Annotated in this window: 28 protein-coding genes; 9 read left to right on the top strand and 19 right to left on the bottom strand. The window is 36.8% G+C overall.

The window, feature by feature from the left end:
* Nucleotides 1–30: 30 nt before the first annotated feature.
* Nucleotides 31–609: an RNA polymerase sigma factor gene (locus AO058_RS14650; protein ID WP_075327220.1), complete on the bottom strand. Its 579-nt coding sequence runs from the start codon at nt 607–609 to the stop codon at nt 31–33.
* Nucleotides 610–824: 215 nt separating this feature from the next.
* On the opposite strand from AO058_RS14650, the gene lon reads away from it, so the two are divergent.
* The 3 genes from lon (at nt 825) to rpsA (ending at nt 6,223) form a co-directional block, all read left to right on the top strand.
* Entirely contained in the window at nt 825–3,275 is a 2,451-nt protein-coding gene (lon, locus tag AO058_RS14645) for an endopeptidase La (RefSeq protein WP_075327219.1), read from the top strand.
* A gap of 226 nt (nt 3,276–3,501) precedes the next feature.
* Nucleotides 3,502–4,194, top strand: a complete 693-nt coding sequence (gene cmk / locus AO058_RS14640; RefSeq protein ID WP_075327218.1) for a (d)CMP kinase — start codon at nt 3,502–3,504, stop codon at nt 4,192–4,194.
* 178 nt (nt 4,195–4,372) lie between these two features.
* Nucleotides 4,373–6,223, top strand: a complete 1,851-nt coding sequence (gene rpsA, locus AO058_RS14635; RefSeq protein ID WP_075327217.1) for a 30S ribosomal protein S1 — start codon at nt 4,373–4,375, stop codon at nt 6,221–6,223.
* A gap of 78 nt (nt 6,224–6,301) precedes the next feature.
* Here rpsA and AO058_RS14630 read toward each other — a convergent pair whose 3' ends face one another.
* The 9 genes from AO058_RS14630 to AO058_RS14595 all read right to left on the bottom strand — a co-directional run bounded on the left by AO058_RS14630 (nt 6,302) and on the right by AO058_RS14595 (nt 12,306).
* Entirely contained in the window at nt 6,302–6,763 is a 462-nt protein-coding gene (locus AO058_RS14630) for a hypothetical protein (protein ID WP_075327216.1), read from the bottom strand.
* Nucleotides 6,764–6,828: 65 nt separating this feature from the next.
* A complete protein-coding gene (locus tag AO058_RS14625; RefSeq protein WP_075327215.1) occupies nt 6,829–7,683 on the bottom strand; it encodes a pirin family protein in 855 nt (284 codons plus the stop codon).
* Nucleotides 7,684–7,698: 15 nt separating this feature from the next.
* Nucleotides 7,699–8,316 (bottom strand): alpha/beta hydrolase, encoded by a 618-nt coding sequence (locus tag AO058_RS14620; protein ID WP_075327214.1) that lies wholly within the window; start codon nt 8,314–8,316, stop codon nt 7,699–7,701.
* 81 nt (nt 8,317–8,397) lie between these two features.
* Nucleotides 8,398–8,631: a hypothetical protein gene (locus tag AO058_RS14615; protein ID WP_075327213.1), complete on the bottom strand. Its 234-nt coding sequence runs from the start codon at nt 8,629–8,631 to the stop codon at nt 8,398–8,400.
* 44 nt (nt 8,632–8,675) lie between these two features.
* The gene (locus tag AO058_RS14610; protein WP_083634192.1) at nt 8,676–9,494 is read right to left on the bottom strand and encodes a GIN domain-containing protein; all 819 of its coding nucleotides are present in this window, start codon (nt 9,492–9,494) and stop codon (nt 8,676–8,678) included.
* Between the two features lie 65 nt (nt 9,495–9,559).
* Nucleotides 9,560–9,703 (bottom strand): hypothetical protein, encoded by a 144-nt coding sequence (locus AO058_RS18420; RefSeq protein WP_156858148.1) that lies wholly within the window; start codon nt 9,701–9,703, stop codon nt 9,560–9,562.
* The gene (locus tag AO058_RS14605; RefSeq protein WP_075327211.1) at nt 9,700–11,436 is read right to left on the bottom strand and encodes a PspC domain-containing protein; all 1,737 of its coding nucleotides are present in this window, start codon (nt 11,434–11,436) and stop codon (nt 9,700–9,702) included. Before AO058_RS14605 ends, AO058_RS18420 begins: the two co-directional genes overlap by 4 nt.
* Nucleotides 11,429–11,773, bottom strand: coding sequence for a PadR family transcriptional regulator (locus AO058_RS14600; RefSeq protein WP_075327210.1), 345 nt, complete (start codon nt 11,771–11,773; stop codon nt 11,429–11,431). Before AO058_RS14600 ends, AO058_RS14605 begins: the two co-directional genes overlap by 8 nt.
* Entirely contained in the window at nt 11,770–12,306 is a 537-nt protein-coding gene (locus AO058_RS14595; protein ID WP_075327209.1) for a DUF4870 domain-containing protein, read from the bottom strand. Before AO058_RS14595 ends, AO058_RS14600 begins: the two co-directional genes overlap by 4 nt.
* A 145-nt stretch (nt 12,307–12,451) precedes the next feature.
* Between AO058_RS14595 and AO058_RS14590 the strand changes: the two genes are divergently transcribed.
* From AO058_RS14590 to AO058_RS14580, 3 genes are all read left to right on the top strand, one after another.
* Nucleotides 12,452–12,904 (top strand): DUF4442 domain-containing protein, encoded by a 453-nt coding sequence (locus tag AO058_RS14590; protein WP_075327208.1) that lies wholly within the window; start codon nt 12,452–12,454, stop codon nt 12,902–12,904.
* 1 nt (nt 12,905) lies between these two features.
* On the top strand, nt 12,906–13,706 hold the full coding sequence (locus AO058_RS14585; RefSeq protein ID WP_075327207.1) for a TIGR00266 family protein: 801 nt from the start codon (nt 12,906–12,908) through the stop codon (nt 13,704–13,706).
* A 135-nt stretch (nt 13,707–13,841) separates the two neighbouring features.
* Complete coding sequence (locus AO058_RS14580; RefSeq protein ID WP_075327206.1) at nt 13,842–14,039, top strand: hypothetical protein; 198 nt, start codon at nt 13,842–13,844, stop codon at nt 14,037–14,039.
* A gap of 74 nt (nt 14,040–14,113) precedes the next feature.
* Here AO058_RS14580 and AO058_RS14575 read toward each other — a convergent pair whose 3' ends face one another.
* The 8 genes from AO058_RS14575 to AO058_RS14540 all read right to left on the bottom strand — a co-directional run bounded on the left by AO058_RS14575 (nt 14,114) and on the right by AO058_RS14540 (nt 21,928).
* Nucleotides 14,114–15,070: a LysR family transcriptional regulator gene (locus tag AO058_RS14575; protein ID WP_075327205.1), complete on the bottom strand. Its 957-nt coding sequence runs from the start codon at nt 15,068–15,070 to the stop codon at nt 14,114–14,116.
* Between the two features lie 105 nt (nt 15,071–15,175).
* Nucleotides 15,176–15,595, bottom strand: coding sequence for a DUF2141 domain-containing protein (locus tag AO058_RS14570; protein WP_075327204.1), 420 nt, complete (start codon nt 15,593–15,595; stop codon nt 15,176–15,178).
* 239 nt (nt 15,596–15,834) lie between these two features.
* Nucleotides 15,835–17,166: a DUF58 domain-containing protein gene (locus AO058_RS14565; RefSeq protein ID WP_075327203.1), complete on the bottom strand. Its 1,332-nt coding sequence runs from the start codon at nt 17,164–17,166 to the stop codon at nt 15,835–15,837.
* Nucleotides 17,166–18,167 carry an AAA family ATPase gene (locus AO058_RS14560; protein WP_075327202.1) on the bottom strand — a complete coding sequence of 334 codons (1,002 nt, stop codon included), beginning with the start codon at nt 18,165–18,167 and terminating at the stop codon, nt 17,166–17,168. Before AO058_RS14560 ends, AO058_RS14565 begins: the two co-directional genes overlap by 1 nt.
* Entirely contained in the window at nt 18,148–19,362 is a 1,215-nt protein-coding gene (locus AO058_RS14555) for a DUF4350 domain-containing protein (RefSeq protein ID WP_075327201.1), read from the bottom strand. The genes AO058_RS14560 and AO058_RS14555 overlap by 20 nt, the downstream gene beginning before the upstream one ends.
* The gene (locus AO058_RS14550; RefSeq protein WP_075327200.1) at nt 19,355–20,113 is read right to left on the bottom strand and encodes a hypothetical protein; all 759 of its coding nucleotides are present in this window, start codon (nt 20,111–20,113) and stop codon (nt 19,355–19,357) included. Before AO058_RS14550 ends, AO058_RS14555 begins: the two co-directional genes overlap by 8 nt.
* On the bottom strand, nt 20,113–20,970 hold the full coding sequence (locus AO058_RS14545) for a hypothetical protein (RefSeq protein ID WP_075327199.1): 858 nt from the start codon (nt 20,968–20,970) through the stop codon (nt 20,113–20,115). Before AO058_RS14545 ends, AO058_RS14550 begins: the two co-directional genes overlap by 1 nt.
* Nucleotides 20,951–21,928 (bottom strand): stage II sporulation protein M, encoded by a 978-nt coding sequence (locus AO058_RS14540; RefSeq protein ID WP_075327198.1) that lies wholly within the window; start codon nt 21,926–21,928, stop codon nt 20,951–20,953. The genes AO058_RS14545 and AO058_RS14540 overlap by 20 nt, the downstream gene beginning before the upstream one ends.
* A 34-nt stretch (nt 21,929–21,962) precedes the next feature.
* Here AO058_RS14540 and AO058_RS14535 point away from each other — a divergent pair, with 34 nt between their 5' ends.
* Entirely contained in the window at nt 21,963–22,679 is a 717-nt protein-coding gene (locus AO058_RS14535; protein ID WP_075327197.1) for an RDD family protein, read from the top strand.
* Here AO058_RS14535 and AO058_RS14530 read toward each other — a convergent pair.
* Entirely contained in the window at nt 22,676–23,437 is a 762-nt protein-coding gene (locus AO058_RS14530; protein ID WP_075327196.1) for a peptidylprolyl isomerase, read from the bottom strand. The two genes, AO058_RS14535 and AO058_RS14530, sit on opposite strands and share 4 nt — an antisense overlap.
* On the opposite strand from AO058_RS14530, the gene AO058_RS14525 reads away from it, so the two are divergent.
* A complete protein-coding gene (locus tag AO058_RS14525) occupies nt 23,436–24,077 on the top strand; it encodes an NUDIX hydrolase (protein ID WP_075327195.1) in 642 nt (213 codons plus the stop codon). The two genes, AO058_RS14530 and AO058_RS14525, sit on opposite strands and share 2 nt — an antisense overlap.
* Before the next feature lie 160 nt (nt 24,078–24,237).
* Entirely contained in the window at nt 24,238–25,035 is a 798-nt protein-coding gene (locus AO058_RS14520) for a lysophospholipid acyltransferase family protein (RefSeq protein WP_075327194.1), read from the top strand.
* Nucleotides 25,036–25,063: the final 28 nt, after the last annotated feature.

The following is a 25,063-nucleotide window of genomic DNA, read 5'->3' as shown; positions in this document are numbered from 1 at the left end:
CTAATTATTTTTACCTGGTTTTTTTCCAGCTTATGTGTCCGGCATCAGGCCGGTTTCATCTTTTAGCAATTTTTTTCTTAGGCTTTCTTTAGCTCTTGAGATTGTTGTTCGGGAATTGGCATAACTTAAATTTAGTATTTCACCAATCTCTTCGTAATCGTAACCTTCTATTAAGTGCAGCGTTAAAGCAACGCGGTAATTTTCTTTAAGTGAATTAAGTGTTTTTAAAATTTTATTTACTTTTTGGTTTTTTGAATCTTCTTCCAGGATAATTCCTTCACCTTCATCCATTTCGTTCTTGAGCTCATCATTATAGGCTACTTCGTTTAATTTTACCTTTTTATTGAAAGCATTAATACTTAGGTTTACCACAATGCTTTTTAACCAGGCACCAAAAGTTGAAGTCCCCTGGAAGCTATCTATTTTGGCAAAAGCTTTTAAAAATGCTTCCTGCATAATGTCTTCAGCCTCAGCTGTATCGTTCACAATACGCAGGGAAGTATTATACATGGCTTTGAAATAGCGCTCGTAAACTTCCATTTGTGCCCGCTGGTCATTTTTCCGGCAACGCGCAACAAGATCATTGATATGTGTGATGGTTGGTGTCAATTAAAACTATCTTGTTTCTATACTAAAGATAGCTTTGAATTTGATTTGTTACACTTTTCAGAAAAAAAATCTGGAAAAGATGGTGGCACAGGAATTGACTACTTCTAGTTGAAATTGCACGAAAAGTCGCTTAGTTTACTGAGCATAAGGCTTTGCAGAAAAAGAAAAGATTAAGAACCACAGGCTGTTAGTGACAGTTTGACTTAAAATAAATTATGGCTAAAACGAAATTGACGAGTTTTGACAGTTTGTCATTGCAAGATATAGATCAGGATGCAGATTTAATTCCCTTAATGACGCCAGAGGATGAGGAAGAAATAAACAGGGAAGAATTGCCCGATACTTTACCAATACTACCGTTAAGAAATACAGTGTTGTTTCCCGGGGTGGTAATTCCAATTACTGCCGGAAGAGATACTTCTATTAAATTGATTAATGAAGCAAATAACGATTCTAAAATTATTGGGGTTGTTGCTCAAAAAGACGAAGAAGTTGAAAATCCTTCTGCTAAGGATATTTACAATACCGGTGTTGTTGCACGTATTCTGCGTGTTTTAAAAATGCCCGATGGAAATACTACGGTAATTATCCAGGGTAAAAAACGTTTTGAAATTGATGAAATTGTAAAGGAGGAACCTTACCTAACTGCAAAAATTAAGGAAGTTCCCGAAGCAAGACCAGAACTGGATAACAAAGAATTTCCCGCGATTATAGATTCTATTAAAGAATTGGCACTTCAAATTATAAAAGGAAGTCCTAATATTCCAAGTGAAGCTTCTTTTGCTATTAAGAATATAGAAAGCTCTTCATTCTTAATCAATTTTGTTTCTTCCAATATGAATCTTGCGGTAGAAGACAAGCAAAAATTACTGGAAACAAACGATCTTAAAGATCGCGCCCTGGCTACTTTGCGACATATGAATATGGAGTTTCAGAAATTGGAACTTAAAAATGATATTCAGAGTAAGGTGCAGAGTGATATGAGCCAGCAGCAGCGTGAATATTTTCTTCACCAGCAAATGAAAACCATCCAGGAAGAACTGGGTGGAGTTTCCCATGAAGATGAAATTGAAGAAATGAAACTCCGCGCCAAAAAGAAAAAGTGGGGGGAAAAGGTTCAAAAACATTTTGATAAGGAAATTTCTAAAATGCAGCGGATGAATCCGCAGGTTGCAGAATATTCCATTCAGCGAAATTACCTGGATTTGTTCCTTGATCTTCCGTGGAATGAATTTAGTAAGGATAAATTCGATTTAAAAAGAGCGAAGAAAATTTTAGATCGTGACCACTATGGTTTAGATGATGTAAAACGCCGAATTATAGAATATCTGGCGGTATTGAAACTGCGTAACGATATGAAGTCTCCAATACTTTGTCTTTACGGACCTCCCGGAGTTGGTAAGACTTCGCTGGGTAAATCTATGGCCGAGGCATTGGGTAGAGAATACGTGAGAGTTTCTCTTGGTGGATTACGTGATGAAGCGGAAATACGCGGGCACAGAAAAACTTATATCGGCGCAATGCCCGGTAGAATAATCCAGTCGCTTAAAAAAGCAGGAACCAGTAACCCGGTTTTTGTTTTAGATGAAATTGACAAATTAAGTATGGGCCACGCCGGTGACCCTTCTTCCGCATTATTGGAAGTGTTGGATCCTGAGCAAAATAGCGAGTTCCACGATAACTTCCTGGAAATGGGCTTTGACCTTTCTAAAGTAATGTTTGTGGCCACCGCAAATACTTTAAGTACCATTCAACCGGCACTTAGAGACCGTATGGAAATTATAAATGTTACCGGTTATACCATTGAAGAAAAGGTAGAAATCGCCAAGCAACATTTGCTTCCGAAGCAATTAAAAGAACACGGATTAACCAAAGAGCATATAAAAATTGCTAAACCGCAATTAGAAAAAATTGTGGAAGGTTATACAAGAGAATCCGGAGTTCGTGGATTGGAAAAACAAATCGCTAAAATGGTTCGTCACGCAGCCAAGAATATTGCGATGGAGGAGGAGTACAATGTGAAAGTTACCAACGAAGATGTTATAGAAGTTCTTGGTAGTCCAAGGTTGGAACGCGATAAATATGAAAACAATGAAGTTGCCGGTGTGGTTACTGGATTAGCCTGGACTCAAGTTGGTGGCGATATCTTATTTATTGAATCTATTCTTTCTAAAGGAAAAGGAAATCTGAATATTACCGGAAACCTCGGAAAAGTGATGAAAGAATCGGCTACCATTGCGATGGAATATATGAAGTCTAATGCCGAAGAACTTGGTTTAGATCCTACTATATTTGAAAAATACAATGTTCATATTCACGTACCTGAAGGTGCTACGCCAAAAGATGGGCCGAGTGCCGGGATCACGATGCTTACTTCTTTGGTTTCCCTGTTTACTCAGCGAAAAGTGAAGAAAAGTATTGCAATGACTGGAGAGATTACCCTAAGAGGGAAAGTACTTCCGGTTGGAGGGATCAAGGAAAAAATCCTTGCTGCCAAACGTGCTCGTATTAAAGAGATTATTCTTTGTAAGGAAAACGAACGCGATATAAAAGAGATTAAAGAAGATTATTTAAAAGGACTTACTTTTCATTATGTAAATGAAATGAGTGAAGTTATAGATCTTGCGATTACCGATGAAAAGGTGAAAAACGCCAAGACACTTTAATACATATTAATACATAAGCTGTCTAAAGAGCCTTATTTTAAAACGTCATTCTGAATTTATTTCAGAATCTAACACGATGCAACTGTTTTCAAGTTAGGAGTTGCATCAAGTCTAGAATGGCGTCCAAAATACAGGGGTTTTTTAGACAGCTTTTTTAATTCTAATACTTAAAGTTTCAGAAGACTATCGCTTTGTTTAGTTTTGCTTTCCACTTTTAAATTAAATTATGAGTAAAAAAATAACGATTGCCATAGATGGTTATTCTTCCACCGGGAAAAGTACCGTTGCTAAACAGCTGGCGGCAGAACTTGGCTATGTCTATGTTGATACCGGTGCGATGTACCGCGCGGTGACTTTATATTTAATGCGCAAAATGATAGTCACCAACACCAATTTTGACGAAGAAGCCATTTTAAGGCAATTACCTTTTATTAATATCGGCTTTGTTTTTAATAAAGAAGTGGGGTATGGGGAAGTTCATTTAAATAATGAAAATGTTGAAAAGGAAATCAGGTTGATGGAAGTTTCCCAACAGGTGAGTAAAGTGGCAGCTGTGCCAGATGTTAGAAAGATGTTGGTTAAAATTCAGCAGGAAATTGGCAAAAATAAAGCGGTAGTGATGGATGGTCGTGATATTGGAACTGTTGTTTTTCCTGACGCTGATTTGAAGTTATTCATGACCGCTTCTACCGAAAAACGTGCAGAGCGCAGATATGACGAATTAAAGGGCCGTGGGGATGAGGTTAAATACGAAGATGTACTGGCTAATGTTAAAGAGCGGGATTACCTGGATACCACCCGCGAAGACTCTCCACTAGTGAAAGCTGAAGATGCTATTGAAATAGATAATTCAGATATGAATTTAGAAGAACAATTTGAAAAAGTACTCAAACTCGCTAAGGATAAAATTGAAGAATAAGCATGCTTTTTTTAGACTCATTAGGGTTTGAGAAAAGAAAAATAAGTTGTATTTTTGCAGCCCTTTTTGGCGAAGAATCGGAAAATCAAAAGGGGTTGGAAATCAAAATCATAACTACTTCTGTGTTTTATTTGCTTAATTTTTCCGAAGAATACAGGATACAAATTTTTTATCAGCAATGGCTGAAGACAACAAACAACAGGACGTTCAGGACGAAAATCTTGAAGTTCAACCGGTAGCCGGAATGGCTACTTCATCGCAACCTGCTCCTACCGAGCAGCAGGAAAACCCTGAGAAATTTCTTGAAGAATTTAACTGGCACAATTATGAAGAGGGAATTGACCCTATTGATGATGAGAAGCTAGAAGAATTTGAGAAATTAGTTGCAGAGAATTTCGTAGACACTTTAAATGACGAAGTTGTAACAGGAAAAGTAATTAATATTACAGATCGTGATGCAATTATAGACATTAACGCAAAAAGTGAAGGCGTTATTTCCCTTAACGAATTTCGTTACAATCCAGATCTTAAAGTTGGAGACGACGTTGAGGTTTTGATCGATGTTCGTGAAGATTCTACAGGACAATTAATCCTTTCTCACCGTAAAGCCCGTGTAATTCAGGCTTGGGATCGTGTGAACAAAGCTCACGACGAAAGTCTTATCGTAAACGGTTTTGTGAAATGCAGAACTAAAGGTGGTATGATCGTAGATGTATTTGGAATTGAGGCATTCTTGCCAGGTTCTCAAATAGACGTGAAGCCTATCCGTGATTACGATGCTTATGTTGGAAAAACAATGGAATTCAAAGTTGTAAAAATCAACCACGAATTCAAAAACGTTGTGGTTTCTCATAAAGCGCTTATTGAAGCCGATATCGAAGAGCAGAAGAAAGAAATTATCGGTCAGCTTGAAAAAGGTCAGGTACTTGAAGGTACTGTTAAAAACATCACTTCTTACGGAGTATTTGTTGACCTTGGAGGAGTTGACGGACTTGTTCACATTACCGACCTTAGCTGGTCTCGTATCAACCATCCAAATGAGATCGTTGAACTTGATCAAAAACTAAACGTGGTAATTCTTGACTTTGATGAAGCTAAAACAAGAATCCAACTTGGTCTTAAGCAATTAAGCAAACACCCATGGGAAGCGCTTGACGAAAACCTTAAGGTTGGAGACAAGGTAAAAGGTAAAGTAGTTGTAATCGCAGATTACGGTGCATTTATTGAAGTTGCCGATGGTGTTGAAGGTCTTATCCACGTTTCTGAAATGTCTTGGAGCACGCACTTGCGTTCAGCTCAGGATTTCGTAAATGTTGGCGATGAGGTTGAAGCTCAAATTTTAACTTTAGACCGTGAAGACCGTAAAATGTCTCTTGGAATTAAGCAATTAACTCCAGACCCATGGACTGATATTACTACTAAATATCCTGTTGGTTCTAAACACACCGGAATTGTACGTAACTTCACCAACTTTGGTGTATTCGTAGAATTGGAAGAAGGAATTGACGGACTTATCTATATCTCTGATCTATCCTGGACGAAGAAAATCAAGCACCCATCAGAATTTACTAATGTAGGTGATAAGCTTGAGGTTGTAGTTCTTGAATTAGACGTAGATGGTCGTAAGTTGAGCCTTGGTCACAAGCAGGTTGAAGACAATCCTTGGGATAAATACGAAACTGAATTCGCTGTGGGTACTAAACACACCGCAGAGATTGCAGAGATCGTAGATAAAGGTGCGACAATAGACTTTAATGAAGATATCACTGCATTTGTTCCAACCAGACATCTTGAAAAAGAAGACGGTAACAAATTGACGAAAGGTGAATCTGCAGAGTTCCAGATCATTGAATTCAATAAAGAATTCAAGAGAGTGGTAGCTTCACATATGGCTATTCACAAAGAAGAAGAACAGCAAATTGTTAAGCAAGCCGCTAAGAAAGCAGCTGCGCAAAACAACGACAAAACCACTATTGGTGATGTTAACGCCGATCTTCAGGCTTTAAAGGATAAAATGGAAGGGAAGTAATTTCCTGAATTTATCATAAATAAAAACCTCCTTAGTTTTGGCTAAGGAGGTTTTTTATTTTTAAAAGATTATGAATGCTTACTCGATTCTTTCATAAAATAAGCCAGGTCCATCACAAGCCCACCAATTGCTTAAAAGAAGCTCTTCATCATTGCTATAGTAAAGATATTCTACAGGAATATTATAACAATTTCCTATAATAGCCTGTTCCTCTTCATAAGTAAGCACTAAAGCTTTTTCTGGATTCCCCATTTCCTGCGATATAATAAATTCACCAGAAGCTTTAAGGGTTTCCCCATCTTCAGTAGTCCTACTTTTAGTAAAGGTTCCATCTTCAGAAAAACTGTAGGTTTCCTGCCAATACATTTCCTCTCCTGTAGTGTCAGAACCTTCAAAACTGCCGGTCATTTTTATTAATTTCCATTCCTGTGGAAGTTCTTTAAAAACCAAATCTAAACTTGAGATTTGGTTTTCATCATTTTCTTCTGTATCGCAGGAGAGAAGGCTTAATACAACGATAAGTGTAAAAAATTTTTTCATATTGTTTGTGTTAGTATATTTATAAGATGCAGCTTTTATAAAAAGGTTGCGTCTTTGTCTAAAATTTAACCATTCCAGTTTCCAAATACGCCATTTTGATAATCCTGAAAAGCCTGTTGGATTTCCTGTTGAGAGTTCATTACAAAAGGTCCCTGGGCTACAATAGGTTCTTTAAAAGGCGTGGCGTGGCCCAAAAGTAAAATGCTTTCTTCCAAAGCTTCAATTTCCAGTTTTTCGCCTTCATTTGTAAATTCAACTAGATTATGCATTTTGGCTTCTTCGCCGTTTATGCTTATTTTACCTTTTACCACATAGAAGAAAATATTCCGTTCTGAAGGAATTTCTAAGGAAAATTTACCGCCTTCAGCAAAATTTACGGTAGCCATCTGAATGTCGTTTAAAGGTTCAAAAGCACCATTTTTATTTTCCCAATTTCCGGAAACTGCGGCTAAATTTACTTTTCCATCGTCTAATGATAACTGTGGAATATCTTCTTTTTGAAGTCCTACATAATTAGGTTCGGTCATTTTATGTTTTGCGGGCAGGTTTACCCAAAGCTGAAGGATTTCCAATTCACCACCTTTTTTCTTGAATTCTTCTGAAGAAACTTCGGCGTGAATTAGGCCTTTACCGGCGGTCATCCATTGTACGCCGCCTGCTTTGATCACACTTTCAAATCCGCCACTGTCTTTGTGGGTTAAATCGCCTTTCAGGATAAAAGTTACTGTTTCAAACCCGCGATGTGGGTGCGGTCCGAACGGCAATCCATTATTATTTTCAGGATATTCCTGGTAACCGTGGTGGTTTAAAAACAGGAACGGGTCTATATGGTCTATAGAATTTGTGGGCAAGGCGCGATACGTAATAAGATCGGCAATGGGGGAGCTTACCGCTGTATGTATTTTTTTAATGCTTCTCATAAAAAGTAACTTAATTTAATTAAAAACAAATGTATTGGCCAGTTTCAGTTCGTCTTCTGAAATGGTATGCGACCTGTTTTTATAGATTTTCACTTCAACATTTGCATTCATTTCCCGAAGGATTTCAGCCGAACTTTCTACGCGTTCTACCGGTACGTGGGGATCGGGATCACCAGTTCCTATAAAAATTGGCGTCCCATTGAAATCTCCCGAGTAATTTTCGGTATAAATCTTATCTCCAATAAGTCCGCCGGTAAAAGCGGCCACACCCCCAAATCTCTGAGCATTTCGAGTTAAGAATTCAAGTGTTAGGCAGGCGCCTTGTGAAAATCCGGCGAAATAAATATTTTCTGCGGCAATACCCGTTTCTTTAATTTCTTCCAGCAATTCATTTAAAACCTCTAAAGCCGAGGAATATTCAGGTTCATTTTGAGAAACCGGTGCCAAAAACGAATTTGGATACCAGGTAAAATCTGTGGCCTGTGGGGCCAAAATCGCAAAATCTGGGGTGGTTAAACTATTTGCCAAAGAAAGGAATTCTTTCGCGCTGCCACCGCGGCCGTGTATTAAAACCAAAACTTTTTCGGCTTCCCGCAGTTCTTTTCCGGCGGTATATATCTCTTTTTTATGCATAGTTATAATTTTATTTTAAGATACTAAATACCAATAAAAAAGTCCCGAAAAACGGGACTTTTAAAACAATTTTAGCGTTCACTAATTATCGTCGTTATCAACTTTTACTTTCTTCTTAATTTCGCCGTCATCTTCTTTGATCTTGATTTTTTTATCATCGGTCTTCACTTTAACCTTATCGTCCTTGATTTTTACTTTGGCACCTTCTTCTTCGGCCAATTGTTCAATTTCCGACTTTTCCTCTTCTTCCCTGCACGACACTACACTTAGGCTTAGTGCTAATATTAATAAGATTGATTTTAATGCGATTTTCATAATTATAGTTTTAAGTTAGTAAGATTAAATGTAGGCTAAAAAACTTAATCTTTTTTAGCCAGTACTGCTTTTTCTGAAAACTCTATCAAATCTACTTTTGGATTTCCATAAAGTTCCATTTCGCTTCGGTTTTTAGCAGTAAGTGTAAGGTTTTCAAGAACTTCAAGTTCATTTTTAGATTTACCTTCAGCAATAACTATTGCGTTTCTTGCACTTAATCTTCTGCCGTCAAACTTAGTAGAATGTTCAGAGCGTAGTTGTAGATCGTCTACTTCACCTTCAATACGAGCGCTGGCTTTTTCATAGATATCCACTTTAAATCTGGGTGCATTTACCAAAGCTTTAATATCGCTAGACTCGTTAAGCTGAAAATAAGCATCTTCTGCAGTTAAATTTAATTCTACATCAGCTTTTCCTTCATTAAAAAGATCAAATTTGGTTGCGGTTACGGTTAGGTATACTTTAGCATCATCTGCCGTGGTTATTTTTAATCCTTCAGAATATAAATCTTCATCTGCTTCCAATTCTGTGTTGCCCGAAACTGTAATTTTTTCAAGATTTTGAGGGTAAGTCAGTGTTATTTCCTGCGATTTGCTTCGGCCTATCTTTTTTGTAGGCTTTAAGTATAAAACCTGGTCTACAACTTCGCCTCTTATTATTCGGTGTAAGTTATCATCGGCTTCAACTTCCATCATCGCGGTAGATCCTTGCTTGAGGGTAACTTCAAAATCACCGCCTATTTCTACACTATGGAAATCTGCTAAGCGTGTTTTTTCGGTGGTTACGTTTCTGCTTCCTTTTACTTTTTTTGCACCACAGCTAAATGCCATAAAAATGCTTAGTAAGAGTAGTATCTTTTTCATAAAAAATAAGGGTTTAACACAAATATACTAAAAAAGCCTCCGGATGGGAGGCTTTTAAGACTTGCTTAGCATTCATTGAAAGCTATGATGCAGTGTTCGGATAAGATTTCATTACTTTTTATGTAATCTTTAACCAGTAGATCATTTTCTTGTGCCGGTTCTCCCAGGTTGAAGAGTAGCATTAGTAATTGCAGAACTAATTGTATCATAATTCTTCATTTTCAGGATTTTCTTCTTCTTTTTTAACCGGTTTTTTATCTACCGTTACCCCTCTACTATTTATTTGAATGTTTACCTCTTCATCTCCAGAATTTATCCTGGCGTTAAAGTCGCCGTCTTCATCCCATTCATCTTCACTTTCGGTTTCCCATTCCTCTACCGGGCAATCTTCACAAATAGCGGCATCTTCTGTGATTTTTAAAACTTTTTCTTCGTCGCCGTTTATTAAAATATCTCCCCAGTAGTCTGTATTTCTATGAAATGAATTTGTATTATCGTCTGCCACCAGGCTAGCGCCTTCGGGTAAATATAAGGTAACTTGCACTTCCTGATCCCGATACTTATATTTTGCAGGCGAAGTAAAAAAGCTGTTCAGCAATAATTGGTTGTCATTAAAATTGGTGTTATACATTATATTTTGAGCGCGTTCTCTGGCTTCTTTGTAATCTTTACCTTCTGCCGACTTTACTACTTCCAGTTTGGCAAGGGAGTCTTTAGTTGGTTTTACAATTAGGCGAATATCTGAGCTGTACATTACCTTTTCATCATTCTCATCATATTTAATTTTGAAATCTGAACTTCTGTAAATACTGGATGAGTAATTTGAATTGGCCTGCATTCCCAGGTAAAGTGTATCGTTAGCCGATATTTGCAGTGTTTCTGTAATTACCTGTTCTCCATCAAAAGCACGATGGGTGGCTTGCTGTACCGCTATTACCGATGCTCCTATAAAAGCCAGTATCCATAATCCCAATAAGACTAATTTAGCAGGGGTACCAATAGACCTTAATCTGCCTACAAGAATCTTTAAGCCTAAAATGAACAGGAAGAAAAATGGAATTCCTGCCAGCAAAAAGCTAATTAGCCACAGTAACCAAAGCGGCGCTCCACTAACTGCCATTTCTACATAACTACTCCAGGGTGCGTCTATAAGACCAAAGGTACCAACGGTAAACAAGCCAATAAAAAGACTGATTAATGCCGCACCGGCTATTAATATTAGGATGATTCCAATTAGTTTTACAAATACCTTTAAAATAAAAGCGATTACATCACCTATAGCAGAGGCAGCAGAGTTAGCTCCGCTTTTAGCCTGGTTGCCATATTTTTGATAATCTACATCTTTTACCTTTCCGGTAACATTATCAAAACCCTCACGAATCTTTTTTTCTATATTGCTAATAGTGACCTCCTCTCCACGCATTGCAAGTTTATCGGCTGTAGATTTAGCTTCGGGAACAAAGATCCAAAGTGCAATATAAATTAGGATAAACGCACCACTGGAAAAAATAGTTAGCAAGATCCAAAGTAAGCGTACCCAAATAAAATCTATTCCTAAATAATGCCCCAGTCCAGAAGAAACACCGCCTACATAAGAATGTTCGGTATCTCTAAACAGTTGTTTTCCCGGAGATTTAGTGGTTTTTGTATAAACCGGTTCATCTTCAAAGATCTCTTCATCTACCATATAATCTTCGGGTTGCCCCATAATGGCGATTACTTCTTCTACTTCTTTAATTCCAATAACCTGGCGGTCGTCTTTTTTCTTCTCATTGAACAATTCAGCAATACGTGCTTCAATATCTGCTATAATCTCATCTTTTCCCTGGGTGTTGGTAAAAGAGCGTTTAATAGCGTCTAAATAATGTTGCAGCTTGGCATAGGCGTCCTCGTCTATATGAAAGAATATACCGGCAAGATTTATATTTACTGTTTTATTCATGATTCTTATTTTTTTGATTGGTTACAACGTTTACAGCGGTTTGGAGTTCGTCCCAGGTGCCGGTAAGCTCCTTTAGGAAGAGTTTCCCGGTATCGGTAAGTCCGTAATATTTTCGCGGTGGTCCGCTGCTGGATTCTTCCCAGCGATAACTGAGCAATCCTGCATTCTTTAACCGGGTTAAGAGCGGATAAATTGTGCCTTCAACCACCAGTAATTTCGCGTCTTTAAGGGTGTCCAGGATTTCGGCTACATACGCATCTTCATCTTTTAAGACTGAAAGAATACAGTACTCCAGTACACCTTTACGCATTTGAGCCTTGGTGTTTTCTATCTTCATAGCGTTTCGTTTTGAGGGTTGTTAAACTGTTCATTTTTTGATTGTTGATGGTTATTATGATGATTATTAGATTCTTTTCCTATAAAATTGATGCTTAACGGAAAAGAGTAATGTTCTCCATTACTGGCTTTAATACTTGCGCTTATCACTGCAAAGATTTCGATGAAAAACAAGAGCGAAAGCAAAATGGCAAATACACTAATCGTGCTGACTATAGAAATTGCCTGGCCCATTTCGTCTATATAAAAATGCTCGGGACCAATTGCAAAGGGTACATCACCACCCAGCCGAATAGCCTGAAAAAGAATAATTGAAATTCCTACGGCCAATATTAAAATGGTGTAGAGAAAGAGACTAATTTGAAAATTGATTGCCTTCCTGCCGTGATCGTCTATAAAGGGCTTTTCTTTTTTAGTGAGCCATAATATTAGTGGAAATATAAAATTCCCTAACGGAATAATAAATTTACTAAAGACCGATAAATGCAGGATTGTGGCCAGTGTTTTTTCTTCTTTTGCTATCTTTGAGTTCATAACCTATTAATTTACATTACAAATATATGGTCAAAAGAAGGTATTTTGCAAAACATAGTACTAAAAATTAACATATTTTTATGAAATTATTTCTGAAGTCATATTGATTAATTTGAATACATTTATTAAAAACAAACTATTTCTAATGACATTAAATAAGAATAAACTCAATAAATTTCTAATGCTGAAACTGCCAAGCGCCTGGCTTTGTGGGGTTCGGGTAAGTGAGATTGAAGAAGATACCTGTAAAGTAGGTGTGAAGTATAAATGGATAAATCAAAACCCATTTAATAGTATGTACTTCGCTGTGCAGGCAATGGCAGCAGAATTAAGCACCGGTGCGTTGGTAATGGGAAAAATTAAACAGTCTAATAGAAAAATTTCTATGCTGGTTGCGCAAAATAGGGCCACGTTTACCAAAAAAGCGACGGGCAAGATTAATTTCTACTGTTATGATGGTCATTTAATAGACGAAGCTATAGAGAAAACACTTGCCACGGGCGAAGGGCAAACCTTATGGATGAAATCTACGGGAATAAACGATACTGGTGAACAGGTGGCCGTATTTGAGTTTGAATGGACTATAAAAGCAAAGTAAAATGAATGCACACGAAATAGATTACCAAATTTTTGGGGAAGAAATGCAATATGTAGAATTAGAGCTGGATCCTCGTGAAGCTGTTATTGCCGAAGCCGGTAATTTTATGATGATGGACGATGGGATTAGAATGGATACTATTTTTGGCGATGGCTCTAAAGAAAACGAAGGTTTCCTGGGTAAAGTTTTAGGTGCGGGCAAACGTTTGCTTACCGGAGAAAGTTTATTCATGACGATTTTTAGTAATGAAATTCAGGGCAAAAAGCGTATTAGTTTTGCTTCGCCTTATCCCGGAAAAATTATTCCTATAGATCTTACCCGATATGGAAATAAATTTATTTGCCAGAAAGATGCATTTTTATGCGCTGCCAAAGGAGTTTCGGTAGGAATTGAATTCAGTAAAAAACTGGGGCGCGGTTTTTTTGGAGGTGAAGGTTTTATTATGCAAAAACTGGAAGGCGACGGGATGGCCTTTGTTCACGCCGGTGGCACGATGGCAAGAAAAGAATTATCTCCCGGTGAAAAATTAAAGATAGATACAGGCTGTATTATTGGCTTCACCCAGGATATAAATTATGATATTGAATTTGTAGGCGGAATTAAAAATACGTTTTTTGGCGGGGAAGGACTTTTCTTTGCAACCCTTACCGGCCCGGGTACAGTTTACGTGCAATCGCTTCCCTTTAGCCGCCTGGCTAACCGAATTTGGCAGGCTGCACCACAAGGAGGTGGGAAAGATAAAGGAGAAGGTAGTATTCTTGGCGGTATAGGTGATGTGATAGGTGGCGATCGGCGATTTTAAGAATTGTTAAACAGCGGTAAATTAAAAGATCTTTATAAATTTTTTATTATATTTAGGTGCTTTTAAAAAATCCGTTAGCCTATTAAAAGATTTCTACTTTTTTAAACCTAACTTCTAATTTAAATCTTTCAAATTATGGCGAGAGCGATGTTTGAATACACCAAAACTGTACTGGATAAAGTTAGTTTTGATCCCATCTTGTTTTGTAGAGAAGTGAAAAAAGCACTTCAACGACTTTTACCTCATGAAATAGAGGAACTTCGTATCTGGATTATAGCACTAACCCGCAAAAATCCTGAACTTAATCAATGTTTAACCTATTTAAATACATAAAAAAAGCGGCTTTTGGGCCGCTTTTTATTTTCAATAAAATTTCCTTTGTTTAAAATAAAACAGTAGGAATTATTTTATCCCTGGTATTCTTTTTTCTTATTCACAGGACTTATAATTTTCACATTGTGAAAAGCGATAGCACCTTTTACAACACCTGCAATGGTACTTTGTATAGCTTCAATAATCTGCATTTTTAATTCACTGCGGTTGTAGATAAGGCTTACTTCTCGTGCGGGTACCGGCTCTGCAAACATCCTTAAATTTTTCTTTTCAGAATCTTTAATATCAAGGGTATGCAAATAGGGGAGCAGTGTCATCCCTAAACCTTCGTTAGCCAGTTTTATTAAAGTTTCAAAACTTCCGCTTTCCAACTGAAAATGATCATCGTCGTAATTTCTGGAAGATTTACATAGGTTAAGAATACCATCTTTAAAACAATGCCCATCTTCAAGCAGCAACATATCGTCTATATCCAGGTCGTTGATTTCAATCTTTTCCTTTTTATGAAGCCTGTGACTGTTTGGTATATAACCTACAAATGGTTCATAATAAAGTACATTTTCTTTGATTCCCTGCAGTTCAAGTGGGGTTGCGGCAATTGCAGCATCTAAATGTCCTTCTCTTAAACGTTCAATAATTGCATCGGTATTTAGTTCCTCAATCTTAAGCTTTACTTTAGGATATTTCTTAATAAAATTATTGATGAACATAGGCAGTAGAGTAGGCATAACCGTGGGAATTACACCTAGTTTAAAAATACCACCTACAAATCCTTTTTGCTGATCTACTATATCTTTAATCCGGTCACTTTCATTCACAATATTTCGCGCCTGTTGCACAATTTTTTCCCCGGTTTCAGTAAGCTGAATAGGTTTTTTGGTTCTATCAAAAATCTGTACATCCAGTTCTTCTTCCAGCTTTTGAATTTGCATGCTTAAGGTAGGCTGGGTTACAAACACTTTTTGTGCCGCCTTGGTGAAATTCTTATGTTCGGCAACCGCCAATACATAATGCAGTTGTGTAATCGTCATAACTTGAAGCTTTATTATTACTGCAAATGTATTGGTTTTTTCTATTCCGAATTAAAATAAATATGATTTTATCTATACGCAAAGAAGAATATTAAACTTTTGAAACTAAAACCTGAGGTTTACTTCTTTCTTCTCGCCATCAAAATTGAATTTCGCATCTTCCCAGATTGGTGGCCCATATAAATTCATTTGATTGTTAGAGACTCCATAATCTTCAGTAGGCATACCATTTGATTCAAAATCCATTCTCTGGTTCCCATTTTTATCATGGTAGGCAGTTACAGCATAGGTTCCAGGTGGTATTTCACTAAAAGTGACCATTGCAACACCGTCCTTAATTTCACTTACTTCTCCCTTTACTGGTGCTTGTTTAAGAAAATTATCTTCATTAAAAAGGGCGAAATAAACTTTTCCTTCTTCCGATGCAATGTTATCTACACTCACACGAATGTTACCCGAATTTTCTGTTTGGGCTAAAGCAAGGTTGCAAAGAAAAAGACTAAATAAAATGGCAATTGTTTTCATAATTAGTTAATTTTTATTGGTTTATAGGCTCAAAACTAACTTGATTTATCCTTTAGATTTAATAAATAATACCGAGTTGTAATTTTTGAGTGCTGAATTGTAGATTCTTCAAAAGAAAAGAGCAAAAAGAGTAAAGAGGAAAGACTGAAAGAAAATTGGGATTGGTGTAAGACTGGAGTCAACTCTGCTAAATTCCAGTAAAAGATTACAATGCCGCTGCATTGCTCGTAATAGCGGGATTAAAGTATTCCCCTCGCTTTAATTTCAAGGTATTTATTGATGGCATTTATACTTAAATCTTCGGGGTTGGTGAGTAAAGTATTAATCCCGTGTTGCCTTAATTCGGCGGCCATTAGTTTTTTATCGTGGGCAAAACCTTCCGCAATTACCTGGTGAGCCATATCGGTAGTATTCTCAGGACTGCTACTTATCACTTTATCCAACTCGGTATTTTCAAAAAATATAACTACTAAAACGTGTTTCTTGTTAATGGCCTTTAAATAGGGAAGCTGTCTTTTTAAAGCCGAAATATGCTCAAAATTGGTGTATAACATCAGCAAACTGCGTTGTGTAACTCTTTGTCGCAAATTACTGTAAAGCATATTAAAATCTGAATCGGGAAATTGAGTATTGATATTATATAAACGCTCCATTATTTGTTGCAACTGGCTTAGTTTTGCATTGGCTTTTAAGATGTTTCCAATTCTTGATGAAAAAGAAATTAGCCCAACTTTATCCTTTTTCTTCAGCGCTATATTAGAAAAAGCCAGGCTACTATTAATTGCATAATCCAGCAAACTCAAACCATTAAAAGGCATTTTCATTACCCGGCCGGTATCTATAATTGAATAGATTGGTTGCGCTTTTTCATCCTGAAACTGGTTTACCATAAGGTCGCCCTGTTTGGCGGTAGCTTTCCAGTTTATGGTTCGCACATCGTCTCCGGGCACATATTCCTTAATTTGTTCAAATTCCATCGTGTGGCCAATCCTTCTAATTTTTTTTAATCCTGGTTGTGATAAACGATTATCTATAGCTAAAAAATCCAGTTTTTTCATCTGAATAAAAGATGGATAGACCTTCAGCATTTGCTTGTTTCCAAAAACCGAGCGTCTTTTCACCAAACCAATTTTGGTAAAAACGTAAATGTTTAGTTTTCCAAAGTAATATTCCCCACGAGCAACTGGCCGTAAATAATAGCTGAATTTTTCAGAATTACCGGCGCCAATCTTTAATTGTTTTAAAAAATCCCGCTTTTGAAACTGTATAGGGATTTCATCAATAATTTCAGTATAAATAGAAAAGCCATAGTTATTTTCGAGGATTATTTCCACTTCATTTTCATCTGAATTTGAGAATTTCTGCGGAAGAATTCTTTCGGCATTTATTCGGTTAGATTTATACAGGCTAACCAACTCGGCTAGAAAAAACAATAGCAGGATAAGGCTTAAAACCCAGGTGAATCCGTATAAAAAATCAAAGAAATAAGAAAATAGAAAGAGCAATGCGATAGCAAAGATCGCATAGAAAAAACGCTGATTTAAATATAAAGATTTTAAGAAGTTAAGCACTAGCGTGGAATTTCTACAGAATGCGAGATCATTTCTATTACTTCTTTGGCAGTAATTCCTTCCATTTCACGATCGGGACTAATAATTAATCTATGCGCTAAAACAGGATTTAGTGCTTTTTTAATATCCTCTGGAATTACAAAATCTCTTCCGTTTATTGCTGCAAATGCTTTAGAAGCGTTCATCACCGCGATAGATGCCCGGGGAGAAGCCCCAAGATAAATGTGAGAGTGATTACGGGTTTTACCTACAATACTGGCAATATAATGCATCAGTTTTTCTTCCATAATAATCTCCTGAATCTGGCCTTTTAACTCGTTTAGATTCTTAGCATTCAAAACAGCTTCAATCTGTGAAATAGGTAACGAGCCCTTGCGGTCGTGGTGGGTTTTTAGAATATTTATTTCGTCTTCAAGACTGGGGTAATCCACTTCAATTTTAAATAAAAAACGGTCTAATTGGGCTTCGGGCAGGGCGTAAGTTCCTTCCTGTTCTATAGGATTTTGTGTAGCCAGGACCATAAATGGCGCTTCCAAATCATGCTGCACCCCATCTATGGTAATTTGGCGCTCTTCCATCACCTCAAACAAAGCTGCCTGGGTTTTAGCAGGAGCGCGGTTAATTTCATCTATTAGAACGATATTCGAAAAAATGGGTCCGGGTTTAAATTCAAATTCACCTTTTTGCGCGTTTAAGACCGAAGTTCCTAAAACATCACTCGGCATCAAATCTGGTGTAAATTGAATTCGGCTAAAGTTTGTTTCCAGGCTTTTAGCAAATAATTTTGCGGTTAAGGTTTTGGCCACACCGGGCACACCTTCAATTAAAACGTGACCGTTAGAAAGCAGGCCTGCAATTAAGAGTTCTACAAAATCGTTTTGACCTACAATTACTTTGGCCAGTTGGTTTTTTAAACTTGAAACCGCTTGTTTAAGATCGTCCAGCGGGATGCGACTGCCAAAATCTAAAGATTCGTTTTCATTATTTATTTCGTTTTCCATTGGAATGTGATTTAAAATTATTTATTGCCTCAGAAAGTTCATAAAATTCACTTTTACCGGCACTTTTATTATTTGAGAGCTTTTCGATTTTCTCAAAAAGTTTCTTTCCTGAAGCTACGCTGTTTCCAGATTTTGCCGCCAGTAAGGTATAGAATTCTTCGTCTATGGTTTTTGTTGAAATTTTATATTGTAAACGAATATATTCAAGAAATAAATTGACTTTCTTAGAGATCAATTCTTCATATTCTTTTTCTTCTAAATAAAGATTTCCAACAGTTTTGGCATATTCGTAACTCTGATTTTTTAAAGGATCTACCACCGGAATAGACCGCTGTTTTCGTTTTCCTTCAAAAATAATGAACAAAACGCAGCCGGCCAGCAGAAAATAATAGGCCCATTTAAGGCGGGTATCACTTAGTAAAATATAAAGCGGGGAAGAATAATATGTTTTTCCGGCTTTATAATAATTATCCAAAAATACCTGGTTTCCCATTTCCATATAAGCCAGGATATTTTCGGCATATTCGTAATTCTTATTGCTTAGTAAAAAGTAATTCCCAAAAGCTTCAGGGGTATTATGCAGGTAAATTTTCCCTTTTCCAAAATCGGACCTTATAAAATTAGGTTGACTGTTTTTTTCATCTCCCTGGATATTAATTTTTCCCAGAACTTCGATTTGCGCACTGTCTTTTTGATGAAAGTAAAGTGACGAAAATTCATTTTTAAACTTAAAATCGTTTTCTTTTTTTAAAGCTGAGTTTTCAAAATTCAATTGTGGTTTTGAACTTAGATCGTTTTTAGGAATAAAAACCTTATTTTCTAAATGAAGTGTATCTAACAACTCGGGACTAATTCCCCTGGCCGATATAAAAAGATGATTTCCATTAGAAACCCAATCAAGCAATTTATTTAACTCATCCTGATCAAAATACACGGCATTATTGAGGAAAAAATAGGTGCCGTTTTCCAGGCTATCAGATAGTTTTTCGAATGGTGGAACGTCAATTTCTTCAAATTTCCAGTTTTCAGTATTTTTCCAGCTATCATAAAAAACAAAACTTCCCAGTGGGATTTTATCGTCACTCATATAACTGGGCGTCCAGTTTACCGGTTCAGGTTCTGTAGCTTCCAGGTAAGTGAGAAAAATTACCAAAAGCAGGAATGCAGCAAAGAAGAGTTTTGAAGTCTTACCCATTATTTCCGCTTTTTAGGTTATTTTCCATTTGGCTGAATTCCCGGTTTACTTTCTGAAAACGCGATTTAGAAAGGTCAAAATCCCCATACCAGATAAAATCGTAAAGTCGGGTGATTTTGGTGAACTGGCTTTTTATTTCAGTCTCCTTTATTTCGTTAATATAATCTTCATTTGTTTTTTGAAATCTATACGAAATATGCTCTTTTTGATCAAGCAAACGCAAGCTCTTTAAGTATAAATACCGAACAGCAAGGCGATAATTTTCTTCTCGAATCGCTTTTTCAATTAATGAAGAGATATCTGCCGATTTTACGATTTCTTCTTCTTTTTGAAGATTGACTCTTCCGGTAATAGGTGCAGCCATCACTGCATTCCCTGGATTTAATCTAATAAAAAGCCAGGTAATTAAACCAAGGACTAAGATTAGGAATATATAGGGTAAAGCTGAGAGAACTGCACTCCAAAAAGCGTTGGTTTGGTAATCGCCAAAAAGCCATTGCAAAAAAGCATTCCATTTAAGGTTAATCCAACGTTTTAAGCGGGTCCACCAGGAATCTTCTTCAATCTTTTCTAGATAATCAAATGCTTTATCAGATTTATAAGCTTCAATTTTTTCAGCATCAAAATTAGCTTTCTCCAGATTTTCTTCAGAGGAATTCTGAACCACTTCCGTAGAATCAGTCATCGCTTGCTCTTGCGGAATTAAGTTTCCGAAGAAAATAAAACTGAAAAGAAGAAAGACTTTAATCATTAATTGTTTTTACCAAGATTTTCAATGCTTTCGTAGGCGCCGGTAAAGTATTTTATTTCATTAAGGTTATAATAAACAAAAGTAACCCCAATTGGTGTAATGGCGTAAAGCAGGTATTGAATGGCAGACGCAATTATGGTTAAGGTGAGATAAACCCAATCAAATAACTCGGCAACATTTGTTGAAGAAGCCGAATTTTCTTCCATAATTGTGAACATTTTTACAAAAGTATAAATGAGCACCGGTAGTTGAAAAATAAGGCTGATGATATACACGACAAGCCAGATTAAGAAAAGGCTTATAAAACTCATCCACCAATTATCTTTTATCAGGTGAAAACCTTCAGAAATGCTACCGCCAATACTTTCGCTTTTAAAAACAAGTACCGCAGCCGCAATACTAAGCGGAACACTTAAATAAATTCCGGGCAGAATAAAAATTATAAGTCCGGCGAAAATCAAGATCCAGGTAACGGCGCCAAGTCCAAACATTTTTCCTAAATCTTTTTTCACGCCTTGTTTAACCTCCTGGTGACTGGCTTCTCCATTATTAGTAACGTAAGATTTTATAAAATGAAATGCCGCCACGTTCATTACTGAGAAATATAATAGTAGCCCAACCATTAATAAGCCAAAACCGATAAAAAACCCGCCATCCTGATTGAACATTAAAGAATTACCAACCGTGGTATACGAATAGTAAGATACGGCAGCGATTAAAAGCAGAAACGCCGGCCAGGAAATTTTTATAACACTTGTAAAATAGGCTTTATAATTTTCACGAATAAACTTAAACGTATAGCTTATAATATCGCCCAGCTCTCGCTGTTGCTTAAAATCAATGTAATCCTGCTTCATGAATTTGTTGTTTTTTATGTAGAAATATGGGGTAAAAAATATAGTAAAATAGAATTAGTGCCAGGGAGCTACCAATAATTAAAATCGCCAGCCAATCGGGCATTTGGGTTAATCGGGTTACGAAGCCTTCCAGAAATCCCGCCAGGATAAAAAATGGAATGGTACTAATCACGATTTTTAATCCGTTTTTAACGCCCTTTACAAAAGAGGTGAGACGAGTGTAAGTGCCGGGGAAAAGTATACTTTTTCCAACTACCAGTCCTGCGCAACCCGCAATAATAATTACTGAAATTTCAATAGTACCGTGAATCCAAATTGTTCTGGCAGATTCCCAAAGTAAGCCTTGGTCGTAAAAGAAATATTGAAAGGATCCGAGCATTACTGCGTTTTGCATTAAAATAAACACCGTGCCAATTCCTGCGAGGATTCCCATACTAAAAGCCATTAGCGAGACCCGAATATTATTGATCGTAATTCCCAGGAACATATCGGTTTCAGACATTTTTTTATAAACCGCCATAGGATCTCCTTCAGCAATATTCTGTAAAGTCATATTCACATAGGCATCGCCTAAAATACTTCTCACAAAAGTATGATCTGATGCTGCTGAAAATGCGCCCGCCGCAGAAAAAAGCGCGAAAATTAAAAAACTTAGCAATAATTGTTTTTGAAACTTATAGAAAAACAATGGGAATTCTTTTGTAAAAAAGGTGATAAACCGGTTTTGTGATTCTTTTTTATTTTTATAGATTTTTTGATGCGCTGAAGCGGCTAACTGATTTAAATAGTTAGTAGTATTGCTTTTAGGATAAAACGTTCTGGAATAGCTTAGATGGTCGCTAATTTCAATATAAATATTAGAGAGCTGCTCTGGTCTCAGTATATTTTTATTTTGAAGCTGGCTTTCAAATTTAAGCCATTTATCCTTATTTTGCTTCACAAATGCAGCTTCTCGCATGGTTTTTCTATTATGACTCAAAGAAACAGATTAAATGGATAATTTTCAAATTGAAACCGCTCAAAATATAAGTATTAATCAGAATGTTGCGAGCGTGGGCGATCGTATCCTTGCTTTTATCGTAGATGCTTTTATAATTGGGTTGTATATAGTAATAAGTTCTTTGGCTTTGGCCGGTACGGGGCTTGATGCCGCAGGGCAATGGGTTTACTACCTTGTAATGGGCTTGCCTTCGCTATTATATTATTTATTATGGGAGAGTTTATATAATGGGCAAACCCCGGGAAAGGCCGCTTTACAAATTAGGGTAGTAAAGATAGATGGCAGCCGGCCCGCTTTTGCTGAATATTTAATCAGGTGGTTGCTTCGGTTTATTGATATTTCTATTAGTAGTGGAGCTATTGCGGTGGTCACTATATTATTAAACGGAAAAGGGCAGCGGTTGGGCGATCTAGCTGCAAAAACCACGGTGATTTCTGAAAAACCAAGGACGAATTTAAATCGAAGCCTGGCAGTAGATGTTCCTGAAGGCTACCGACCAAAATATCCGCAGGTGAGTGTTTTAAAGGATGCAGATGTACAAAATATTAAAAACCTCTATCAAACTGCGAGAAGAAGTCATAACCACCGACTTATTCTATCACTTTCAGAAAAATTATCAGAATTACTGGAAACTCAACCGAAGGAGTCTCCTATGGAATTTATTCAGCAGGTAATTACAGATTATAATTATTATACCCAGCGGGCCTAATTAATTATTTCAATATCCATTTCCACGTTATTAATTGGCCATTCAGATTGGCCGGTCTCAACCTCTTCAATTTTTTCGGCAACCTCCATTCCTTTGGTTACACGCCCAAAAACAGTATGGTCGTTATTTAAATGTGGGGTTCCGTTTTCTTTCATAACAATAAAGAATTCAAAAGGCGAAGAAGCTTTACTCACATTTTGCTCACTATATTTTGCTGCTGAAAAAGCTCCGTAAGTATGTTTATGGCCGGTATCAAATTCACTGGGAATTAAATAATCTCCAATTTGTGAGCGCTGGCGGGGAGTAGTAACATTATCTGAATTCCCTCCCTGAATCACAAAGCCGGGAGCAACACGATGAAAAAAGGTACTGTTAAAATAACCTTCTTTTACCAGCATTATAAAATTGGCGCGGTGTAGGGGAGTATCTCTAAAAAGTTCTACTTCAATATTGCCAAAACTGGTAATGATTCTCACCCGGGTTTCCGGATTTTCTTTCCCGTACTGAGTTAGAAATGGAATTAATTCTTCCTGTGCAATGGGAAACTCTTTGTTGCTTTGAATAGAATCGCTTTGGTAAGAGGTTTCTTCAGCTTTACTATATTTTGCTCTCAGTGAATCTAATTTGGAAGTTTTTTGATTAACTTCTTCTTTATCTAAAGGCTTTTCCGAAGCATTTTTACTGGAAGATTCCTTATCTTCACAACTTGCAAAAAAAAGAATTAGAAAAAGATAAACGAAAGCAAGCGAGATTTTCATGGATTTTCAGGATTTTAAAGACAGGATACCAAATTTAAAAAAAATTGTCCTTCCGGGAGAAAAGGCGCATCATAAATTAGTGCCCGGCAACCGCATTGAAGAGATGAGAAATCTTGATATTAAAAGCCTTAAGCCTAATAAAGCTGGTGTTATGGCGGTTTTTTATCCCGATAATTTTGGAAAAACTCATCTGGTTCTAATTTTAAGAAAAACCTATAAAGGCGTTCATTCTAATCAAATTGGATTTCCCGGTGGCCGCGTTGAACCTGAAGATGATAACCTGCAACAAACTGCTTTACGTGAAACAGAAGAGGAAGTTGGAATTCCCAGGAATAATATTGAAGTAATAAGAGAGCTTACCCGTTTGTACATTCCGCCCAGTAATTTTTGGGTACAACCTTATTTAGGTTTGCTGGAAAAAACGCCGAATTTAATTCCGCAAGAAAGTGAAGTAGAACGCATCTTAGAGGTAGATTTAGATCATTTTTTAGATCATTCTAACTTTGTGAACCAGGAGTTGAGCACAAGTTACTCAAGTAAAATGGTTGTTCCTGCATTTAGATTAAATGAACAAATTGTTTGGGGAGCTACGGGGATGATGTTGAGTGAAATTCGGGAAATTTTTAGAAAAAGCTTTTAAAAACTAAGAATTACTATATTTGCCGGGCTTAATTTCTACTCGGTAATCGAGATTTAAAATAGTGCCCAGCTTGTTTCATAATTAAATTATATTTTTTCATTAGGTTTCCTAATTTAATCGAACTGGAATTATACAAAAAGTAAGAACTGAAAATTAAACTATGGGATTATTTAAAAGAAATCCATTTGGGCATTTTTTATTTCTGAAAAAGTGGCTTATCCGTATTTTCGGATTACTTAGCCACCGCCGTTATCGCGGTTATAATGAACTTAGCATTGAAGGCTCAGATATCATTAAAAACCTTCCCGATAACAATGTACTTTTTGTTTCTAATCATCAAACTTATTTTGCTGATGTAACCGCGATGTTCCACGTTTTTAATGCGAGTTTAAGCGGACGGGTAGATTCCATTAAAAATATAGGGTATATCTGGCAGCCAAAACTCAATATTTATTATGTAGCGGCTAAAGAAACGATGAATGCCGGTTTGATTTATAGAATTATGGCTTATGCCGGCGCTGTGAGTGTTGAAAGAACCTGGCGTGCAAAAGGCGAAGAAGTTGAGCGAAAAGTAAATCCAGACGATACAAAGAATATTGGTATGGCCCTGGAAGACGGGTGGGTAATAACTTTCCCACAGGGAACTACCAAACCATTTAAACCCATTAGAAAAGGAACTGCACACATTATAAAACAATATAAACCGGTGGTAATTCCTATTGTAATTGATGGTTTTAGGCGTTCTTTTGATAAAAAAGGAATCAGGATCAAAAAGCGCGGTATTTTGCAAACTATGCAAATTAAGGAACCGCTAGACATAGATTACGAAAATGATTCTGTTGAAGAAATTGTGAGCAAGCTTGAGTATGCCATAGAGCAGCACCCTTCTTTTCTTAAGGTTATTCCTTCTGATGCAATTAAAGAAATGGAAGAACTAAATAAGAAAAGGGCATATTAAAAAAAGTTATCCCAACCACGAAAACTCA

The sequence above is a fragment of the Salegentibacter sp. T436 genome, assembly GCF_001932675.1.
Classification (GTDB): Bacteria; Bacteroidota; Bacteroidia; order Flavobacteriales; family Flavobacteriaceae; genus Salegentibacter; species Salegentibacter agarivorans.
Note: the sequence above shows the minus strand (reverse complement) of the source record. Positions and strands in the feature narration are given on the sequence as shown.

Bases quoted from the DNA above. Each gene is read 5' to 3' on its own strand.
- AO058_RS14530 (WP_075327196.1), bottom strand. From the start codon at position 23,437: ATGAAAATCTCGCTTGCTTTCGTTTATCTTTTTCTAATTCTTTTTTTT.
- AO058_RS14600 (WP_075327210.1), bottom strand. From the start codon at position 11,773: ATGAAGATAGAAAACACCAAGGCTCAAATGCGTAAAGGTGTACTGGAG.
- AO058_RS14605 (WP_075327211.1), bottom strand. From the start codon at position 11,436: ATGAATAAAACAGTAAATATAAATCTTGCCGGTATATTCTTTCATATA.
- AO058_RS14580 (WP_075327206.1), top strand. From the start codon at position 13,842: ATGGCGAGAGCGATGTTTGAATACACCAAAACTGTACTGGATAAAGTT.
- AO058_RS14630 (WP_075327216.1), bottom strand. From the start codon at position 6,763: ATGAAAAAATTTTTTACACTTATCGTTGTATTAAGCCTTCTCTCCTGC.
- AO058_RS18420 (WP_156858148.1), bottom strand. From the start codon at position 9,703: ATGATACAATTAGTTCTGCAATTACTAATGCTACTCTTCAACCTGGGA.
- AO058_RS14555 (WP_075327201.1), bottom strand. From the start codon at position 19,362: ATGGGTAAGACTTCAAAACTCTTCTTTGCTGCATTCCTGCTTTTGGTA.
- AO058_RS14625 (WP_075327215.1), bottom strand. From the start codon at position 7,683: ATGAGAAGCATTAAAAAAATACATACAGCGGTAAGCTCCCCCATTGCC.
- AO058_RS14520 (WP_075327194.1), top strand. From the start codon at position 24,238: ATGGGATTATTTAAAAGAAATCCATTTGGGCATTTTTTATTTCTGAAA.
- AO058_RS14575 (WP_075327205.1), bottom strand. From the start codon at position 15,070: ATGACGATTACACAACTGCATTATGTATTGGCGGTTGCCGAACATAAG.
- AO058_RS14525 (WP_075327195.1), top strand. From the start codon at position 23,436: ATGGATTTTCAGGATTTTAAAGACAGGATACCAAATTTAAAAAAAATT.
- AO058_RS14590 (WP_075327208.1), top strand. From the start codon at position 12,452: ATGACATTAAATAAGAATAAACTCAATAAATTTCTAATGCTGAAACTG.
- AO058_RS14615 (WP_075327213.1), bottom strand. From the start codon at position 8,631: ATGAAAATCGCATTAAAATCAATCTTATTAATATTAGCACTAAGCCTA.
- AO058_RS14540 (WP_075327198.1), bottom strand. From the start codon at position 21,928: ATGCGAGAAGCTGCATTTGTGAAGCAAAATAAGGATAAATGGCTTAAA.
- AO058_RS14620 (WP_075327214.1), bottom strand. From the start codon at position 8,316: ATGCATAAAAAAGAGATATATACCGCCGGAAAAGAACTGCGGGAAGCC.
- AO058_RS14610 (WP_083634192.1), bottom strand. From the start codon at position 9,494: ATGAAAAAGATACTACTCTTACTAAGCATTTTTATGGCATTTAGCTGT.
- AO058_RS14570 (WP_075327204.1), bottom strand. From the start codon at position 15,595: ATGAAAACAATTGCCATTTTATTTAGTCTTTTTCTTTGCAACCTTGCT.
- lon (WP_075327219.1), top strand. From the start codon at position 825: ATGGCTAAAACGAAATTGACGAGTTTTGACAGTTTGTCATTGCAAGAT.
- AO058_RS14550 (WP_075327200.1), bottom strand. From the start codon at position 20,113: ATGATTAAAGTCTTTCTTCTTTTCAGTTTTATTTTCTTCGGAAACTTA.
- cmk (WP_075327218.1), top strand. From the start codon at position 3,502: ATGAGTAAAAAAATAACGATTGCCATAGATGGTTATTCTTCCACCGGG.
- AO058_RS14595 (WP_075327209.1), bottom strand. From the start codon at position 12,306: ATGAACTCAAAGATAGCAAAAGAAGAAAAAACACTGGCCACAATCCTG.
- AO058_RS14560 (WP_075327202.1), bottom strand. From the start codon at position 18,167: ATGGAAAACGAAATAAATAATGAAAACGAATCTTTAGATTTTGGCAGT.
- AO058_RS14585 (WP_075327207.1), top strand. From the start codon at position 12,906: ATGAATGCACACGAAATAGATTACCAAATTTTTGGGGAAGAAATGCAA.
- AO058_RS14535 (WP_075327197.1), top strand. From the start codon at position 21,963: ATGGATAATTTTCAAATTGAAACCGCTCAAAATATAAGTATTAATCAG.
- AO058_RS14545 (WP_075327199.1), bottom strand. From the start codon at position 20,970: ATGAAGCAGGATTACATTGATTTTAAGCAACAGCGAGAGCTGGGCGAT.
- rpsA (WP_075327217.1), top strand. From the start codon at position 4,373: ATGGCTGAAGACAACAAACAACAGGACGTTCAGGACGAAAATCTTGAA.